Source organism: Leisingera aquaemixtae, from assembly GCF_001458395.1.
Classification (GTDB): domain Bacteria; phylum Pseudomonadota; class Alphaproteobacteria; order Rhodobacterales; family Rhodobacteraceae; genus Leisingera; species Leisingera aquaemixtae.
This window is the reverse complement of sequence record NZ_CYSR01000011.1, coordinates 15,237-31,116: the sequence shown is the minus strand read 5'-3', so window position 1 is coordinate 31,116 and position 15,880 is coordinate 15,237. Positions and strand designations below refer to the sequence as shown.

The 15,880-nt window shown below is 64.4% G+C and carries 14 protein-coding genes; 7 read left to right on the top strand and 7 right to left on the bottom strand.

Translation table 11 applies throughout. The annotated features are described in order from the left end of the window. Positions 1–262 precede the first annotated feature (262 nt). The 5 genes from PHA8399_RS06030 to PHA8399_RS06010 all read left to right on the top strand — a co-directional run bounded on the left by PHA8399_RS06030 (position 263) and on the right by PHA8399_RS06010 (position 5,408). A complete protein-coding gene (locus tag PHA8399_RS06030; protein ID WP_058285278.1) occupies positions 263–1,711 on the top strand; it encodes a mannose-1-phosphate guanylyltransferase/mannose-6-phosphate isomerase in 1,449 nt (482 codons plus the stop codon). A 4-nt stretch (positions 1,712–1,715) separates the two neighbouring features. After that, on the top strand, positions 1,716–2,810 hold the full coding sequence (locus PHA8399_RS06025; protein ID WP_058285277.1) for a glycosyltransferase: 1,095 nt from the start codon (positions 1,716–1,718) through the stop codon (positions 2,808–2,810). A gap of 124 nt (positions 2,811–2,934) precedes the next feature. Continuing rightward, positions 2,935–3,201 (top strand): spike base protein, RCAP_Rcc01079 family, encoded by a 267-nt coding sequence (locus tag PHA8399_RS06020; RefSeq protein WP_058285276.1) that lies wholly within the window; start codon positions 2,935–2,937, stop codon positions 3,199–3,201. Beyond that, entirely contained in the window at positions 3,198–4,085 is an 888-nt protein-coding gene (locus tag PHA8399_RS06015; RefSeq protein WP_058285275.1) for a phage head spike fiber domain-containing protein, read from the top strand. The genes PHA8399_RS06020 and PHA8399_RS06015 overlap by 4 nt, the downstream gene beginning before the upstream one ends. 60 nt (positions 4,086–4,145) lie before the next feature. Further along, complete coding sequence (locus tag PHA8399_RS06010) at positions 4,146–5,408, top strand: O-antigen ligase family protein (protein WP_058285274.1); 1,263 nt, start codon at positions 4,146–4,148, stop codon at positions 5,406–5,408. On the opposite strand, the gene PHA8399_RS06005 is transcribed toward PHA8399_RS06010, so the two are convergent. The 6 genes from PHA8399_RS06005 to PHA8399_RS05980 form a co-directional block, all read right to left on the bottom strand. Further along, complete coding sequence (locus PHA8399_RS06005; protein WP_058285273.1) at positions 5,384–6,448, bottom strand: glycosyltransferase; 1,065 nt, start codon at positions 6,446–6,448, stop codon at positions 5,384–5,386. The two genes, PHA8399_RS06010 and PHA8399_RS06005, sit on opposite strands and share 25 nt — an antisense overlap. Next, positions 6,445–7,365 (bottom strand): sulfotransferase domain-containing protein, encoded by a 921-nt coding sequence (locus PHA8399_RS06000; protein ID WP_058285272.1) that lies wholly within the window; start codon positions 7,363–7,365, stop codon positions 6,445–6,447. The genes PHA8399_RS06005 and PHA8399_RS06000 overlap by 4 nt, the downstream gene beginning before the upstream one ends. Beyond that, positions 7,362–8,681 carry a lipopolysaccharide biosynthesis protein gene (locus tag PHA8399_RS05995; protein ID WP_158509250.1) on the bottom strand — a complete coding sequence of 440 codons (1,320 nt, stop codon included), beginning with the start codon at positions 8,679–8,681 and terminating at the stop codon, positions 7,362–7,364. The genes PHA8399_RS06000 and PHA8399_RS05995 overlap by 4 nt, the downstream gene beginning before the upstream one ends. A gap of 100 nt (positions 8,682–8,781) precedes the next feature. Continuing rightward, the gene (locus PHA8399_RS05990; protein WP_208856270.1) at positions 8,782–10,161 is read right to left on the bottom strand and encodes a polysaccharide biosynthesis/export family protein; all 1,380 of its coding nucleotides are present in this window, start codon (positions 10,159–10,161) and stop codon (positions 8,782–8,784) included. Between the two features lie 25 nt (positions 10,162–10,186). After that, a complete protein-coding gene (locus PHA8399_RS05985; RefSeq protein WP_244270164.1) occupies positions 10,187–10,828 on the bottom strand; it encodes a YjbF family lipoprotein in 642 nt (213 codons plus the stop codon). Further along, positions 10,825–12,903 carry a YjbH domain-containing protein gene (locus tag PHA8399_RS05980; protein ID WP_244270163.1) on the bottom strand — a complete coding sequence of 693 codons (2,079 nt, stop codon included), beginning with the start codon at positions 12,901–12,903 and terminating at the stop codon, positions 10,825–10,827. Before PHA8399_RS05980 ends, PHA8399_RS05985 begins: the two co-directional genes overlap by 4 nt. On the opposite strand from PHA8399_RS05980, the gene PHA8399_RS22225 reads away from it, so the two are divergent. Both PHA8399_RS22225 and PHA8399_RS05975 read left to right on the top strand, forming a co-directional pair. Beyond that, entirely contained in the window at positions 12,902–13,273 is a 372-nt protein-coding gene (locus PHA8399_RS22225) for a hypothetical protein (protein ID WP_145976984.1), read from the top strand. The two genes, PHA8399_RS05980 and PHA8399_RS22225, sit on opposite strands and share 2 nt — an antisense overlap. Positions 13,274–13,275: 2 nt before the next feature. Then, positions 13,276–13,566, top strand: coding sequence for a hypothetical protein (locus PHA8399_RS05975; RefSeq protein WP_027245281.1), 291 nt, complete (start codon positions 13,276–13,278; stop codon positions 13,564–13,566). Positions 13,567–13,665: 99 nt separating this feature from the next. Here the strand turns inward: PHA8399_RS05975 and PHA8399_RS05970 are convergent, their stop codons facing one another. Beyond that, positions 13,666–15,810, bottom strand: coding sequence for a GumC family protein (locus tag PHA8399_RS05970; RefSeq protein ID WP_058285495.1), 2,145 nt, complete (start codon positions 15,808–15,810; stop codon positions 13,666–13,668). Between the last annotated feature and the right edge of the window lie 70 nt (positions 15,811–15,880).

The window sequence follows — 15,880 nt, the reverse complement described above, 5'->3', positions numbered from 1 at the left end:
CCGATCCATCACACAACCGGCGGACCAAGCCGGCCCTGGCCGCATAAGCGCTTCCCCCCTTCAGCTCGGGCTCCCGACGGAGAAGCCTTTTCCGGCTCAAAGGCGCAGACCGCCGGGACGGCGCCGGCAAGCGGCAGGCGAACGCGGCAGCGCCGCTAAACCTATGATGATATTTTGCGCCGCGACTCACCTCGCAGGGTTGTCAGGGCAACGGCCATTTACTAGGACCACGCGTAAGCGAACTTTAATTGAGTATTTTATCATGTTGATTACCCCAATCCTCCTGTGCGGAGGGTCCGGAACCCGCCTGTGGCCGCTGTCGCGCAAAAGCTATCCCAAGCAATTCGTGCCCCTGATGGGGGAAGAGACCCTGTTTCAGGCCTCCGCCCGGCGGCTGTCGGGGCAGACGGATCAGCTCAGGTTTGCCGCGCCGATGGTGCTGACCAATTCCGATTTCCGCTTCATCGTCACCGAGCAGCTGCAGGCCATCGGCATCGACCCCGGCGCCGTCCTGATTGAGCCGGAGGGGCGCAACACCGCGCCTGCCGTGCTGGCCGCGGCCCTGCGCGCCCAGGCGGAAGACCCCGATGCGGTGCTGCTGGTGGCGCCCTCGGACCACGTGGTGCCGGACACCGCAGCCTTCCACGCCGCTGTCGCCAAGGGCCTCAAAGCGGTGGCCCAGGGCCAGATGGTGACCTTTGGCATCACCCCTGCCCATGCCGAAACCGCCTATGGCTATCTGGAGCTTGCTGCCGCGCCAGAGGCCGGGAACACCCCGGTTCCGCTTAAGCAGTTTGTCGAAAAACCCGATGCCGCGCGCGCCGCTGAAATGCTGGCAGCGGGCAACTTCAAATGGAACGCGGGGATCTTCCTGTTCCGCGCCGCGGATGTCACCGCCGCCTTCAAAACACATGCGCCGGCGCTGATCGAGCCGGTGCAGGCAGCGCTGGATCAGGCCAAGACCGACCTCGGCTTTCTGCGCTTGGCGGCAGAGCCCTGGAGCCGTGCCGAGGACATCTCCATCGACTATGCGGTGATGGAAAAGGCCGAAAACCTCTCAGTCGTGCCTTTTGACGCGGCCTGGTCGGACCTTGGCGGCTGGGATGCGGTCTGGCGCGAAAGCGGCCCGGACGCAACCGGCGTTGTCACCAGCGGCGGCGCCACCGCGATTGACTGCCGGGACACGCTCCTGCGTGCCGACAGCGAACGGCTGGAGGTTGTCGGCATCGGGCTGGACGGCATAATAGCGGTGGCGATGAATGACGCGGTGCTGGTTGCCGACAAATCCCGCGCCCAGGATGTGAAAAGGGCCGTTACCGCGCTGAAGCAGAAAGGCGCGGCTCAGGCCACCCAGTTCCCCAAGGACCACCGCCCCTGGGGCTGGTTCGAGAGCCTGGTGGTTGGCGACCGGTTCCAGGTCAAGCGGATCCAGGTGCATCCCGGCGCGTCGCTGTCGCTGCAAAGCCACCTGCACCGCTCTGAGCACTGGATCGTGGTGAAGGGCACTGCCAAGGTAACGGTGAATGACGAGGTGAAACTGGTGACGGAAAACCAAAGCGTCTACGTCCCGCTTGGCGCCGTCCACCGGATGGAAAACCCCGGCAAGGTGCCGATGGTGCTGATCGAGGTTCAGACCGGCGCCTATGTCGGCGAGGACGACATTGTGCGCTATCAGGATGTCTACGCGCGGGGGCAGGGCGAAAAGGGCTGAGTCTGTGAAAGTCGCCATTGTTCATTACTGGCTCGTCGGCATGCGCGGCGGGGAGAAGGTTCTTGAAGCTCTGCTGGACCTGTATCCTGACGCGGTGATCGTCACGCATGTCTACGACCCCGCCCAGGTCAGCAGCCGGGTCCGCCGCCATGAGGTGCGCGAAACCTTTATCGGCAGGCTGCCAGGCGCAAAGAAGCACTACCAGAAGTACCTGCCGCTGATGCCGCTGGCGCTGGAGCTTATGGACATGCAGGAGTTCGATCTGGTCATTTCCAGCGAATCCGGGCCGGCCAAGGGCGTCATCGTGCGCCCTGATGCGGTCCACATCAGCTATTGCCATTCGCCGATGCGCTACATCTGGGACCATTACCACGTGTACCGGGCGCGTGCAGGGCGGCTGGCCCGGCTGATGATGCCGCTGGCCGCCCACAGGCTGCGGATCTGGGATGTCACCACGGCCGCGCGTGTCGATCATTTCATCGCCAATTCCTCCTTCATCGCCAAGCGCATCGAAAAGTTCTACCGGCGCGAGGCCGAGGTGATCTTTCCGCCGGTGGACACCGCGGAGTTTGCGGTTTCCCCGGAAGTCGGCGGCCACTACCTGCTGGCCGGGGAAATGGTTTCCTACAAGCGGGCGGATCTGGCGGTGGAGGCGTTCAACGCCTCCGGGCGCAAGCTGGTGGTGGTCGGCGACGGGGAGATGAGGGAGGCGCTGGAGCGCAAGTCCGGCCCCAACATCACCTTCATGGGCCGGGTGCCCTTTGCCGAACTCAAGCAGCAGTTTGCCACCTGCAAGGCGCTCATCTTCCCCGGAGAGGAGGATTTCGGCATCATCCCGGTCGAGGTCATGGCCTGCGGCCGCCCGGTGATCGCCTACGGGCGCGGCGGCGCGCTGGATACGGTGATCGAAGGGGTGAGCGGGGTTCTGTTCCACGAGCAGACCGCGGACGCCCTGAACGAAGCCATCTCCCGGTTCGAGGAGGAGCCCGGCCTGGTTGCCGGCCCTGAAGCAATCCGCGAGCTGGCAAAGGGGTTTGATACTGCCGTTTTCAAAGAAGAATTCTCTGCGTTTGCGGCGCGGGCACTGGACAGAGCCTGACGCGCGCCGGCGCCGGGCCGCAAGGGTTGAGACGGGGTTAACGGGGCGTGCGCAGGCCTAGGGGGACATTCACCCCTATGCCTTACCGTCTTGGCGGAACAAAACAGCTGATGAGGCCAGTCCGATGACCAACCCTTTTGACAACCGTGTGCCCGCGCTCTCCGGCCCCGCCCGCGACATTGCGCCGGTCGTCCCGTCCGATACCGTGGACCTGCCGGATGTAGCAATTGCGCTTTATGCCGAAACCGGCGGAGCGGTGACCCTGACCACCGTCCGGGGACAGCTGCGGACCGTTAAGGTCGCCGATTTCTCGATCCTGCCGGTCGGCACCGTCAGGGTTCATGCCACCGGCACCACCGCCGCAGGCATCCACGCGATGGTGCTGGCATGAAACTGCTGACCGATCTCTCCGTCACCGCGCGCCGCCACCGTCCGGCGGCGGCCCCTGCCCTGCTGCTCGATTTCGCCCGGCAGGCCTACCGGGCGGCAGGCGTGCCTGTGCCGCTGTCCTCGGTGCTGAATTTCAGCCGCGCCTCCGCCGCCGTCCGCGGGACCGCAGGCGGCCTGCTGGAAACGGCCGGGCCGGACGTGCTGCGCCTGGACCATGCCTTTGGCTCCGGGGCCTTCCGCGGCGCGCTGTTCGAACCGGCGGCCACCAACCTGCTGAGCCATTCCAGCGATTTCACCCAGAGCGCCTGGTCCGGATACGCCGCCAAGCCCGCCTTCACCGGCGGCCAGGACGCGCCGGACGGAAGCCTGACCGCGATGACGTGGAACTGCAGCGCCACCACCGGCGGCGCCGGCGGCCAGCGCGGCGGCATCCTGGTTGTTGGCGGCAGTGTCTCCGGCGTTGCCACCGCCAGCGTCTGGCTGCGCGCCAGCGCGCCGCTGGGGATGCGCTTCGGCCATTCGGACGGCACCTCAAAGGCTATCACCGTGACCCCGGAGTGGCAGCGTTTCAGTTACACCGACGTGCTGCCCAACACCCAGAACCGCATCTTCATGCTGTATGAGGACGTGAACGCGGACACCGATGTCTTCATCTGGGGCGCGCAGGTAGAGGCTGGCGGCAACGCCAGCTCCTGCATTGCGACCGGCGCCAGCCCGGCCGCCCGCAGCGCCGACCAGCCCGGCCTGACCGGGATCAGCGGCACCTTTGATGTGACCGTCACCTATGATGATGATAGTCAGGATAAACTGGCCGGAGAGACGGTGAGCGAAGGCTGGTGGCCCGCGCTGTCACGGCCTTGGGTGAAGAAACTGGTGGTGGGATAAGAGGCTGGAAGGTAGGTTCCGGCATCTGGTTCGCCCCTCCCCTTGAGATAGTGAGCGGTAATGAAAGTTGGCTTGATTTCATTTTTCCTGTTGTTTGCGCCGTTTACTGCTGCACGTATTTCTGACGGCTTCTCGATCGGCCTGCTGGACTTGATGTCTTTCGCATTTCTTGCGCTGGCCCTGCCGAGGATTTCGTCTGTCGCAAAAACGGGCCTCGGCTTTCTTCTGACCCTGCTGATCTGTACCCTGACCTTTTCATTTTTGGCCGGAAGCATCGTTAACGAGTTTTCGGCCAGGGACCTTGCCTTCGCAAGAATGATTTTCATCATGCTCCCCGCCATCCTGCTTATTTCCCAACCCATGTCCGAGGAAAAAGTCTGGCGAATGACATTTCTCTTTTTCTGGGGAGGCTTCATTGCGGTCCTCTTGGGGATCGTGCTCCATCATCTGGGGATTCAAATCCGAAGCAATCAGCAAGCCCTTTGGGCCGGAGATGGTTCAGGTCCGAGCCTGAGAGCCGGCGGAGTACTCGGCAACAGCTCGGACTTCGGGCATCTGACCGCAGTGTGGGGAAGCGTCTGCGGGTTGGGAGTGCTTGTGTTCGGACGAAGGAGAAGCCGCTTCCTGGTGACTCTGCTCATTTTCGCAGTGTCCTTTTACGCGACATGGATCGCGTCCTCGCGCGCAGCCACGCTGCACCTTCTGCTTGCCTACGGTCTGGCGCTGCCATTTCTGCTCGGGCGAACCGGCTGGGCTATGGCGGGCTGCGCCACGGTATTTACCCTTTTGTCGATTCCATTTCTGCTGTCCGAGTTCAGCCTGTTGCTTCCGCAAAGCGTTACATACAACCTTCAGCGGCTGGATTTCCTGAACATTTCGGGAAACAGCACGTTTCTGCAAACCGGCCGTTTTGTAAACTGGATTCACCTGATCGCTGTTTTCCAGGAAAATTGGTTCCTTGGAATTGGATACAAGAACATCAACAGCGACTATGGAGTCTGGGGCGACAACTCCTATTTGACGATCCTTGTTGAATTCGGACTGCTCGCCGGGGCTGTCAATATCCTGCTTTGGATCTGGCTGATCGCAATATCTGCGGCGTCCGCGCTGAAAAACCGCCGTGGCGTCGTGTTTTTTGCGGTCGTTTTGTCCGAAGCCGTGCATGGGCTAACCGTGGATACAGGTACAATCTGGTACTCTATGCCGTTTGCATGGTTGTTTATCACCGCCCACTATCTTCTTCAGACCCAGTCCGGGGGCCTTAGGAACAAGAGAGGGGCAGCAACTGCCAGGAACCTCTATCCGGCGACACCGTATACCTGATAGGTTTTTGCCGCCATAACGTCGGCAGAATAGGTCTGCTCAGCCTCCCGGCGCGCGGCTGCGCTCAGACGCGCGCAGTCCTCCACGGTCAGCCCCTGCAGCATCCGGACGGCCTCGTCCGAGGTCCGGAACAGGCGCCCGGTCTTCCCGTCCCGGATCACGTCGGCATTGCCGACCACATCGGTGGCCAGAACGCAAAGCGCTTCGGACATGGCTTCCAGAACCGCCAGCGGCATGCCCTCCCAGCGTGAGGTCGACACAAAGGCATGGGCCCGCCGGAAGTGGTCGCGAGGGTTGGCGACGCCGCCGTGCAGCGTGACATGCTGCGCAAGACCCTCATCGTTGAGGCGCTGCTGGATCTGCGGCAGCCGCTCTCCGGTGCCGATCACATCCAGGTGGAACCGGAGGCTGCCGCTGAGCGCCTTGGCGATATCGATGAGCAGATCCGGGTTCTTCTGATGGTCATACCTGCTGACTGCCAGCAGCCGGAGCATCCCGCCATCCCATCGCGGCCGCGTTACCGTTTCGGGGATTTCGATGCCGTTGGGGATCACCGCCAGCTTGTCAGCGCGGCTGACCCCAGCCTCCCGGATGAGCCGGGCCTCGCCTTCCGACACGCAGATGGCCTTTTGCGTGCCCAAGCCCAGGAGCTGCTCAAGACGGAGGTACAAGGCTTTCTTCAGCGGGCTGTATTCACCAGTGTGAAGCCCGTGGAACGTATGCACCACAGGGCGCCCGGTCCACAGCCCCAGCACGCGGGCATAAAGCCCAGCGCCCTTGCCATGGGAGTGCAGCACGTCGATTCCTTCGCGGCGTATGAACCTTGCGGTTGCGGCCAGCGATCCCAGCGAGAACGCGCGGTGCGGCAGCGGGACGATTCTGTCAGGCCCCAGCAGCGCGCGATAGCGGTCGTGGTAGGGCTTGTCATCCGGGCAGGCCACATAAGCCCCGATCCCCTTTGGGCGGTGCTTGAGAAGCTGGTACAGATGCTCCGGCCCGCCGCCGAGATCGGCCCGAACGGTGAGAAACAGGACCTTCATCTCCCCTCTCCCTTCCAGGCGGACAGGTCCCGCTGCAGCAGGGTTTCCAGGCGCTCCACGCCGGGGCGGAACCAGGCGGTTACTTCCGCCCGCAGCGCATCGTCCAGCCGGGGCCGGGGGCGTTTGACGTTCAGGAAGCCCTTGAGCGCGGCAACCAGCTTGCTGTCGCGCGCCAGAAGCGCCAGGCGCAGGGTCCTGACCGCCGGGGCCAGCGGCCCCGGGGGGGCCAGCAGGAAGTGCGACAGCCGGGGAAACCGCTGGGCGTGGGCGGCATTGCGGGGCGAAAAATCCGTGCGCCCGTCGTCCGGCAGGCCAAGGAAGGACAGCAGGTCCAGCCAGACCGCCCGCGGGTCATCGCGGAAATCGTCATAGATGATCACCTTGCGCCGGGGCGCGGGCACCAGCTCAAAGAAGCGTTCGATCTGCGGGGAAAACGCCGCGATCCGCCGGTAGAGCAGGCTGTCCGGGCGCCCGTCCCTGGCCGCGTCCCATTCCGCTTCGCGGCGGGCCTGATCCTGCCAGGCGGCGGCAAAGTCCTGTTCGGTTTCGAGGCCGGTGTAGAGCTGCTCCATATGGAAGGCGTGGGCCACATCAGCGGGGTTTCTCAGGATCGCCACGAACTTGGCTTCGGGGTAGCGGCTGGCACAGGTGCTGACCGCCTGCGCTGAGCGCAAATAGGAGGTTGTCCCCTCGCCGATGATCCTGTGCCGTGCCGGGTCGGCAGCGGCAAACAGGGCGTCATACTCTGCCTGCGTTTCCGGGCGCAGCGCGTGCGGCTCGATGCCGAGATCGCTGCACCAGAACAGCGGTTCCTTGGGTTTGGAGAAGAAGACATCTTCGCGTTCCGCCAAGTATTCGGCAATTGCGGTGGTGCCGCATTTGGGGGCGCCAATCAGGAAGAAATTCGGGGTGCTCATGCGGCTTTGCTCCACAATGAGAAAATGGAAGGGTCGATGCCGACCCGCTTTTTGACGGTAAATAAAAGGGTGATATGCGTGACCGCGCGCAGCCCTGCGGTGCAGACTGCCGCGCCGGTCATGCCGAAATGTTCGGTGGCCGGGACCAGGGCGGCAAGGCAGATGCAGTTGAACCAGACCAGCCGCCGCAGGAGAATTTTTTCCTGGCCGGCCAGTTCCAGGATGTTAGGCACCGGGCCGCAGCAGACGGAAATCAGAAAGCCGGCCCCCAGAACTGTCAGGGCTGGGGCCGCGGTTGCAAAGTCCGGGTTCATCAGGGCAAGCAGCCAGTCGCCATAAAACACGATGATCAGAAAGCTGACCAGTGTGGCCAGGCTGACGAGGAGGACAGAGTAGCGCAGCATGGCCTGTGTTTCGGCGAAATTCCTGTTGGCATGCCCGCGGGCAACCAGCGGCGCCACGACCATGGCGGATGCGAGGGTGAAGAGGTCAAGGACTAGCGCGATCCGGAAGGCCGCGAAGAAGGGGCCGACCTCATCAGGCGAAAGCACCACGCCCAGAATGACCGGCGCCAGCACCGGCCCGCCAACCGTCTGGATCAGCGATGTGCCCCAAAGCGGCAACCCCGTCCGCACCCGTGCAGCCGCGGCCGCAAACAACTCTCGCAGTGCTATGGGCCTGCGCAGATAGGGATCGCTTCCGGCCTGAAGCAGGATCAGGGCAATCAACGGCAGGCCTAAAAGCCACACCGCAGCTGCCGCAGACAGGCTGAGCGAAAAGCCCCAGAGGCCCAGGCAAACCGCCAGAATTGCCAGCCTCCAGAAGATATCCCGGGGCAGCAGGGAAAACGCAATCGTCCGGTATCCGCGGAAGAAATGAACGGCGTTCTCGGCGAATGCCAGGGCGGCCGCCAGGACAGCCATGGCCGCAAACACCTGCGTGTCCAGCTGCAGGAGGCCGAAGGCCCTGGCCGGAACCAGCAACAGCGCGCAGGCCAGTGTGCCGAGAACGACAACCAGCAGGCTGGATTTCCCGATCAGAGCGAGCGTCCGTCCGTCCGCATTTTCATGGGCGATGGCGGCGTCCTTCAGGGACATCATGCGCTGCCCAAAAGACCCTGCAACCGCGAGCAGCGTTGCCAGGGAGAAGCAGAACCCGATGACCCCGAAGCTCTCCGTGTCGGTGACCCAGGCCAATGCGGTGAACATGGCGAGTGACGCCGCGGCGGCTGACCCTTTGATCAGCACCGCGACAGCGCCGCCGCCAAGCAGGCGCAGGAGCGTCTTGTTGCCTTTGAGCCGGTGCAATAGCTTCATCGTGAAAAAACTCTTTATCAAACTGCGTTCGCAAAAAATATGCATTCCTCCGGACAGGAGGCCTGCAGCGTACGGCTCTCAGGTCCGGAAGGACCGCGGATTAATCCGCCACCGCATTGATCGGAGCCGTGATCAGAGACGGTGTGATCTGGTTGATGGTGCGGCCCCAGCGGGTGACAGGGTTTTCGGCCACAAACACGATGTCATCGGGGCGCAGCTGGAAACGGGCGGCCAGCGGCAGATGCGCGGCATTGCGCACGTCCAGATGCCAGGCGGTGACGGCGCCGAACTCGCGGATGTCGCCGGAGGCGCGCAGCACGTAGACCTGCGACGCGTCGCCGGTCTCCTTGGCGATGCCGCCGCCGGTGTCGAACAGCGCATCCGCCAGCGTCGCCTTTCGGCCGAACGGCAGCGTGTAGCGGCCCTGGGTGCGGACCTCGCCGCTGAGATAGACGTAATCCCGGTCCACCGCGTCCAGCTCCAGCGCCTGGGAGAAGTTCTCCCGCTGCTCATCAAGGTCGGCGCGGCGCAGGGTGAGGGCGGCGGTCAGTTCGTCAATCGCAGCACGGCGGCCCGCCAGGGTGGTCTGCTGCAGCTGGATCTGCTGCGCGAAATAACGCTCGGCGCGGCCAAGGTCGTAATCGGTGTCCACAAACACCGAGTCATCCGCCAGCAGCTTGAGGCGCTGCAGCTCGGAGCGGGCATAGAGATCCTCCAGCGGGATCTGGTACATGGTGCCATCGCGGTAGATCCGGACCGAGCTGGTGTCGATATCCGCCACCGAGACCGAGCCCGCCGCCGCCAGCGCCTCGCCCAGAGTGAGCGGCGTCAGGGTGATGGGGTAAACGCCGGGCTGGCCCACGGCGCCGCCGATCGAGACCCGGCGGGAATTGAATTCGGAAATCTCAAGGCTGAAGGTCGGGTCGATCTGGCTTTCCACCAGGCGCTGGAACAGGAGCGCCTCGGCCTCGTCCACGGTAAGGCCCGCGATGCGCACCCGGCCCACGTCCGGGATGTTGATCGAGCCGTCATCCTGCACGGTGTAGCCGTTGCGGCTGTTTTGCGCCGCCAGCAGTCCGGACAGTTCTGCCACGGTGCCTTGCGTCGACGGGGTCGACAGAACAACCACATCGCCGGTGCCGATGGTATAGGGGCCGGGGTCCACGGCGGGCGGCGGATCCAGCCGCAGCCCCTGGCGGCTGCCGTCCTGGGTGGAGGGCGCGTCGGGCAGCCGGCCCAGGCCGCGCGGGCTGGCCCCGGCACCCGAGCCTGCGGAGATCTGGAAGACGGCTGGCAGGGTCTTGGGCTGATAGGCGGCGCGGTTGGCGACCAGCACGGTTTCCGGGGTCACGGCCACCACCCGGACCTTGCCCGCGTCCGACACGCCTGCCTTCACGGCAGGGCTGCGGTAGACGGTTGAGCAGCCGGACATCAGTCCAGCCAGAGCCAAGGCGCTGAGGGCAACGGAAATGCGGCGCACGGTGCGTCCTCCAATCAACTTACAATCAAATCTCATCCGGCACCGTCTTCATAAAGAGGTTGCCAAGGAAGCTGCCGGTCCACTGCGAGGATTGCAAAACCTCGGGGACTCCCTGCCGCACCCAATAGGTATTCGTGAAGCTTTCCGCTACCCCGTGGCAGCGTTCCTGCAGCTTTTGAGCGGCAACCGGCAGGCCGCGCAGAAAAATGCTCTCCGGCCCCAGGCGCGTCACAACGCATTTGTAGGCATGCAGTTCGATCTGGTCGTTGCCGTTCAGAAAACTGTGGAACCGCTCCGCCGTGCCCTCCTGCCGGGCCAGCACCAGCGCCGCGCTTTGCCGCACATCCGAGGCCGCCAGACCAGAGCCGAACCCCTTGGCGGAGGTGAGGAAACCCTTCTCCAGCGTGATCGTGGCGCCATCGGCGGTCAGCCAGGTCTGCACCCCTGCCCGCTCGGTCTCCAGCAGCATGACGCCGCTCAGGTCGCGGCTGGGAAAGCTCACCTCCAGCCGCGGCGGGATCGGGCGCACAGACGCCAGTGCATTGGCGCGCGGATGGAACCGGGGCGCATCAGGCTGCAGCGCGCCGCGCAGCAGGTCGAGTTCGTCCCTGGCGTCGCCGCAGGACGCCAGCAGCAGGCAGATCAGGGCAGTGCGGAACAGCCTCATCGCAGGAACCTCCCCCATCCCTTGGCCAGCTGCTGGGCGCGCGCCTCGCGGGTCACGCCATACAGCCGGTTGCGCACGTTAAGCCGGGCGCCGCCATCGCGCAGCACCGGGCGGATCACCTGCGCCAGCCGGTCGCGCGACGGGCGGCCGGTCAGCCAGGACACCGGAATCTCCAGCCGGATCCCCTTGTCAAAGGAGCCCTCGCCGAAGTCGTCGAAGCTGACCGTGGTCAGGGTAAAGAAGGCGCCGACCTTGAAGCCATTGGCAAATTCGCGGTCGAGCGTGACGGTAGCCCCGTAGTCCCCGGCCAGATAGCGGCCTGCGTCCACCTGGGCGTGGTATTCGCCGGGCAAATCGTAATAGGCGGAGACATGGCCGGTCGCGACCGAGTAGTCCTGGAACCCGAACAGCACGTCAAAATCGCGCTGCTTGACGTAATTCACCTCGGCACCCAGCGCCAGGCGGCTGTCCGCCGGGAACCACAGCACTTCGCCCGAGAGGCCGCCGTACATGGTTTCCAGATAACCCGCCGTGGTGCGGGCGTAAAGATCGGTACCGGGACGCCAGATGTATTCGGCGGTCAGATGCTCGACGCGCAGATCGGATTCCCGGGCGTAAATCCCCCAGTCGGACCGCACCCGCTGGATCACCGAATTCGACTGCCGCTGGCTGTCATCGAGGTTGCCGGCGGCCGGCTGGCGCAGTCCGGCAGACAGGGTGAACCCCGGGGCGGCGGTGTAATCCAGCCCCATCTGGGCGCCGATTTCATAGCGCAGCGGCGCATCCGGGTCGAAGAACGAAGCCTGCAGATAGGGGCCGAACCGGTAGCTGAAATTCGGATAGGCCGCATCGGTGAAGCCGCCCCTGACCAGCGTCAGGCTGTCGGACACCTCAGCCCGGGCAAAGCTGCGCCAGGCCCCGTCGGGATCATGCTCCAGCTCATAGAGATCCTGGCGGGCGATGCGCACGGAACTGAGCGGCACGCCGTTCGACATGAGCGCGATATCAAAGCTTTGCACCCGAGCAGGCTGGGTATTGGCCAGCACCCGTGCCGCCCGCCCGACAGCCTGCGCCGCCTGGCCGTAGGTGCCGTTTTCAACCCCGATCCGCAGCGTGCCGCCGGCGTCCTCCAGATAGACCAGCCGCAGCCCTTCCAGTTCCAGGCTGCGCGTCAGGACCTGCTGCCGGCGGCCGGGTGCCGCGGTATCAGGCAGGTTCCAGCTGGCCAGCGCCACCCGGTCGATCGGCTGCAGCGGCGGCGGCGAGGCGCCCTGCCCGCCCGGCGCCACGCTTTGCCGCGGGTCGATGAAATAGCTGTAGTTGAGCCCCAGGGTGGTGCCGTACATGAAGGCCGCGGTCACCTGCGCCCCGTTCTTCAAACGGTACTGGGCGCCGAAGTTGAACGGCGAGCTGACCTCGAAACCGATGCGGTCCCGCTCTTTGGTATAGAGGTCCGGGGAATATTCCGCGAGCAGGGTCAAGCGGTCGCTGTAGGCCCAGCTGGCGCCGCCGAACAGCGCCGCTTCGCCCCGGAACCAATTGCCGAAGTCCAGCCGCCCCGTTTCGGTGATGTTGCCCGCACGAGGATCGCTGCGGGTGTCGAACCGGCTGCTGAGCAGACCCAGCGGGTTGGAGAAACTGCCGCGTCCGGCCAGCCGCCCCCAGCCGATGCCGCCGGACAGTTTCAGCCGGTCCCGGATGGTCTTGGTGGCAACCAGATATTCCGAGGCATAGATGCCGGTGCCGCCGAAGTCGCGCAAGCCCAATGCCAGGGCCGGGGACGTCCGGCCTTCCTCGCGCAGCTGGAAGTGCAGGTCGAAGCTGCGGTCGAAACGGTCGCCGATCTCCCCGTCGAAGCCCTCGATCACCGCATAGCGGAAGCTGCCATGCACCCAAGGCAGCATCTGAAAGGTCATCGTGGCCCGCAGGGTCTGGTCCAGCACACCGCTGGTAAAGGCCAGGGTGCCGTCGGGATACATTTCAGCCGTAGGCGTTTCGATCAATCCCGGCGTGCCGTAGACCGAAGTGCTTTGCGCCTGGGCCAGTGAAGGGGCGAGTGCCGGGGCGGCCGCCATGAGTGCTGCCGAAAGCAATTGCCGTCCCTGGAAAATCACGTTTGTCATACCGTCTAAGAATGTACTGCTGGCCTGCCGCCCCTTTATCCGTTTTTCGGCGGACTGTCCCGCTGGCTGGAGAAAAGGCCGGAAATGTCTTTCTGCTGTGGCGAATCTGCCTGTCTCTTTCCCTGTTTCGGACGCCAGCGCAACCCTTGCCGGAGCAAAACCGGCGGTTGCGCGGCTGCTGCGGTTTCCGCTAGTGGTTTTGCCGCCGGACGGCGGCGGAAAAACACCATTTTGGACACACAAAAGCGGCTTTGCAGCAGTGCAGCATTTGCAGCGCCGGCAGAGCATGATAGCTTGGCGGCGAATAGGTTTAGGAGATTGACGATGATCCGGATTACCCTTTTGGCCCTGGCCCTGTCCGCAACCGGCGCTGCCGCCCAGAGTGTCAGCCCCGCAACCGCTAAGGACGATTGCGAAGACACCCAGAACACCGACGATGACGAGTGTCTTGCAGCGCTGGCGGACGCCGCCTCCGCAGCAGAGGCGGAAGGCGTCACCGGCTTTGTGCCGCTGGTGGCACCGGCGCTTGGAGCGGCAGCCGCTGCCGCCGGACTTGCAGCCGCAGCAGGCGGCGGCGCGACCCCGTCCACCACAAGCACCGTCAGCACGAACTGAAGCACCCGCAACTGCGGCCCGCAGTCTGCAAAAGAGAACGGCGCGCCCCCTGCGAGGCGCGCCGTTCCTTTTCAAGCCGTCTTCTCCGGCTTCAATGCGTCAGTTGGCGTAGTATTTTGAGCCATATTCGCCGTAGCTGTAGCCATACTGCTTCATCCGGCGGGTGTTGATCTGGCCCAGGATCATCCCGGTCAGGCGCTGGTTGTCGGTATGGAACAGCCGCAGGGCCTCCGCCACATCCTGTTCGGCGGTGTCATCCCATTTCACGGTCAGCAGCACCGCGTCCGCATTGCGGGCGATCAGCCGGGCGTCAGAAACAATCAGCACCGGCGGTGTGTCGATCAGAATGACGTCATAGAGCTGCCGCATCTCGTTCAGGAAGTCGCGGAACCGCTCCGACGCAAAAAGATCGGCGGCGTTGGCCGAGGTCTTTTCCCCCGCCAGGATGTCACAACCCAAGAGCGGATCCTGGAAGATGGCTTGGTCAGCCGCGATATCCCCTGCCAGCACCGAGACAATGCCCTGCGGCGGCACATTGCTGAGCTGGGCCGTCATCGTCCGGCGCCGGATGTCGCCCTCGACCAGCAGCACCTTCTTGCCCATGCCAACGAAGTTCTGCGCCAGCGCCAGCGCATTGGTGGTTTTGCCTTCCCCCGGCAGGGAGGAGGTCAGGACCACGACCTGCGGCGGATGATCCACATTGGACAGCATCAGCGAGGTGCGCAGGTTGCGCACCGCCTCCGCGGTGGCGGAAGACGGTTTCTCGGCCAGGTATTCCAGCACCTTGCGGCGGCCGCTGGCCGGGAACACCGGGATCTGCCCCAGCACGCTGTAGCCGGTCTTGCGCTCCAGCTCCTGAGCGGAGCGGATGCCCCGGCGCCGTGCTTCCATCAGCAGCACGATGCCGGCGCCCGCCATCAGCCCCAGAATCCCGCTCATCGCAAGGATCAGCGACTTTTTGGGCGCGGAGGGGCGCAGCGGGATCACCGCCCGCGACAAGAGGCGGCTGTCCGCTTTCTGGATGCCCTCCTGGGCCGAGGTCTCCTTGAGACGGGTCAGGAAATATTCATAGAGCAGCCGCACAGCTTCCGCCTCGCGTGTGAGCTGCTGCAGGGTGATCAGGTCTTCGCTCTGCCGCGCGGTTTGCCTGGACAGTTCCGCCTCCGACTGCACCAGCGTCTGCAGCTGCTGCGTCGCGCGGCGGGCATCCAGCGCGGCGCGGGCCAGAAGCCGCTGGAAGGCGGTGTCAAACGCAGCCCCGCCCGCGGCGGTGTCCGCCTGCGCCAGCAAACGCTGCAGCTGCCGGTCCTGGCTGATCTCCGCCTGCCTTTCCCGGGTTTCCGCCGCGCGCAGCTCGCTGTAGCGCACCTGCGCGGTTTCCTCCGCGGCTCTGGCCAGGGCAATGCGCTCGCGCAGATCCTTCAGCTGCACCTCTTGCGCCTGCAGCGCCTCCGGCGAGACCAGGGCGGTGCCCGCATTGAATTCATTGGCCTTGGCCTCGGCGGTTTCCAGCTCCGTCTTAAGCTCGGCCACACGGCCGGTCAGCCAGGTTGTCGCCTGCTCGGTGGCGTCGAATTTCACTTCGATCTGGTTGAGGATGTAGAGATCCACAATGGTGTCGGCAATCAACGCCGACTTGCGGGCGGATTCCGTCTCCGCAGTGACCTCGAACACCAGCGTATTGGGAACATTGCGCACCGAGATCTTGTTCAGCAGGGTCGAGACCACACTGTCCCGGATCAGCTGTTCGACCAGCTCCTCCGGCATCTCTTCCGCCGGTTTTTGCAGGCCCAGCAGCGATTTGATCTGCGACTTCACCGTCCAGACCAGCGTGCCCAGCGCAGAGGGTTCAACCAGGGTTCCGTTGAATTCCGGATCGTCCATCAGGCTGAGCTTGTCGGCGACCTTGCCCATCAGCCCGCGCGATTGCAGCACCTCCAGCTCGGAATTGACCTCGGCGTAGTCGCCCGACAGGCCGCTGACGACGCTTTGCAGATCAACCACGCTTTCCTGCTTGGTCTCCAGCATCACCACGGCGCTGGAGGTGTACTGCGGCACCGCTGCGACAAAGGCGTAAATCCCGCCCAGGAAAATAGCCGCCATGGTCGCCAGCAGCATGATCCACTTGCCGCGCCACAGGGTGGCGAACAAGGCGCCAAGGTCTATGACATCGTCGTCCGGCGTTTCAGAGGGCGCAGGGCGCTGCACAGGGAAGGAAGCTTCACTCAAAGGCGTCTGTTTCATGAATACCCAAGTACCGTACTGATGATGCGCGCCGCACACGCGCATCATCCCCCGCATACACGCGGGGGCT

Coding starts and splice junctions, on each gene's coding strand:
- PHA8399_RS22225 (WP_145976984.1), top strand. CDS start 12,902: ATGAGTGCTGCCGAAAGCAATTGCCGTCCCTGGAAAATCACGTTTGTC.
- PHA8399_RS05985 (WP_244270164.1), bottom strand. CDS start 10,828: ATGAGGCTGTTCCGCACTGCCCTGATCTGCCTGCTGCTGGCGTCCTGC.
- PHA8399_RS06015 (WP_058285275.1), top strand. CDS start 3,198: ATGAAACTGCTGACCGATCTCTCCGTCACCGCGCGCCGCCACCGTCCG.
- PHA8399_RS05995 (WP_158509250.1), bottom strand. CDS start 8,681: ATGAAGCTATTGCACCGGCTCAAAGGCAACAAGACGCTCCTGCGCCTG.
- PHA8399_RS05975 (WP_027245281.1), top strand. CDS start 13,276: ATGATCCGGATTACCCTTTTGGCCCTGGCCCTGTCCGCAACCGGCGCT.
- PHA8399_RS06000 (WP_058285272.1), bottom strand. CDS start 7,365: ATGAGCACCCCGAATTTCTTCCTGATTGGCGCCCCCAAATGCGGCACC.
- PHA8399_RS05970 (WP_058285495.1), bottom strand. CDS start 15,810: ATGAAACAGACGCCTTTGAGTGAAGCTTCCTTCCCTGTGCAGCGCCCT.
- PHA8399_RS06030 (WP_058285278.1), top strand. CDS start 263: ATGTTGATTACCCCAATCCTCCTGTGCGGAGGGTCCGGAACCCGCCTG.
- PHA8399_RS06005 (WP_058285273.1), bottom strand. CDS start 6,448: ATGAAGGTCCTGTTTCTCACCGTTCGGGCCGATCTCGGCGGCGGGCCG.
- PHA8399_RS06010 (WP_058285274.1), top strand. CDS start 4,146: ATGAAAGTTGGCTTGATTTCATTTTTCCTGTTGTTTGCGCCGTTTACT.
- PHA8399_RS06020 (WP_058285276.1), top strand. CDS start 2,935: ATGACCAACCCTTTTGACAACCGTGTGCCCGCGCTCTCCGGCCCCGCC.
- PHA8399_RS05980 (WP_244270163.1), bottom strand. CDS start 12,903: ATGGCGGCCGCCCCGGCACTCGCCCCTTCACTGGCCCAGGCGCAAAGC.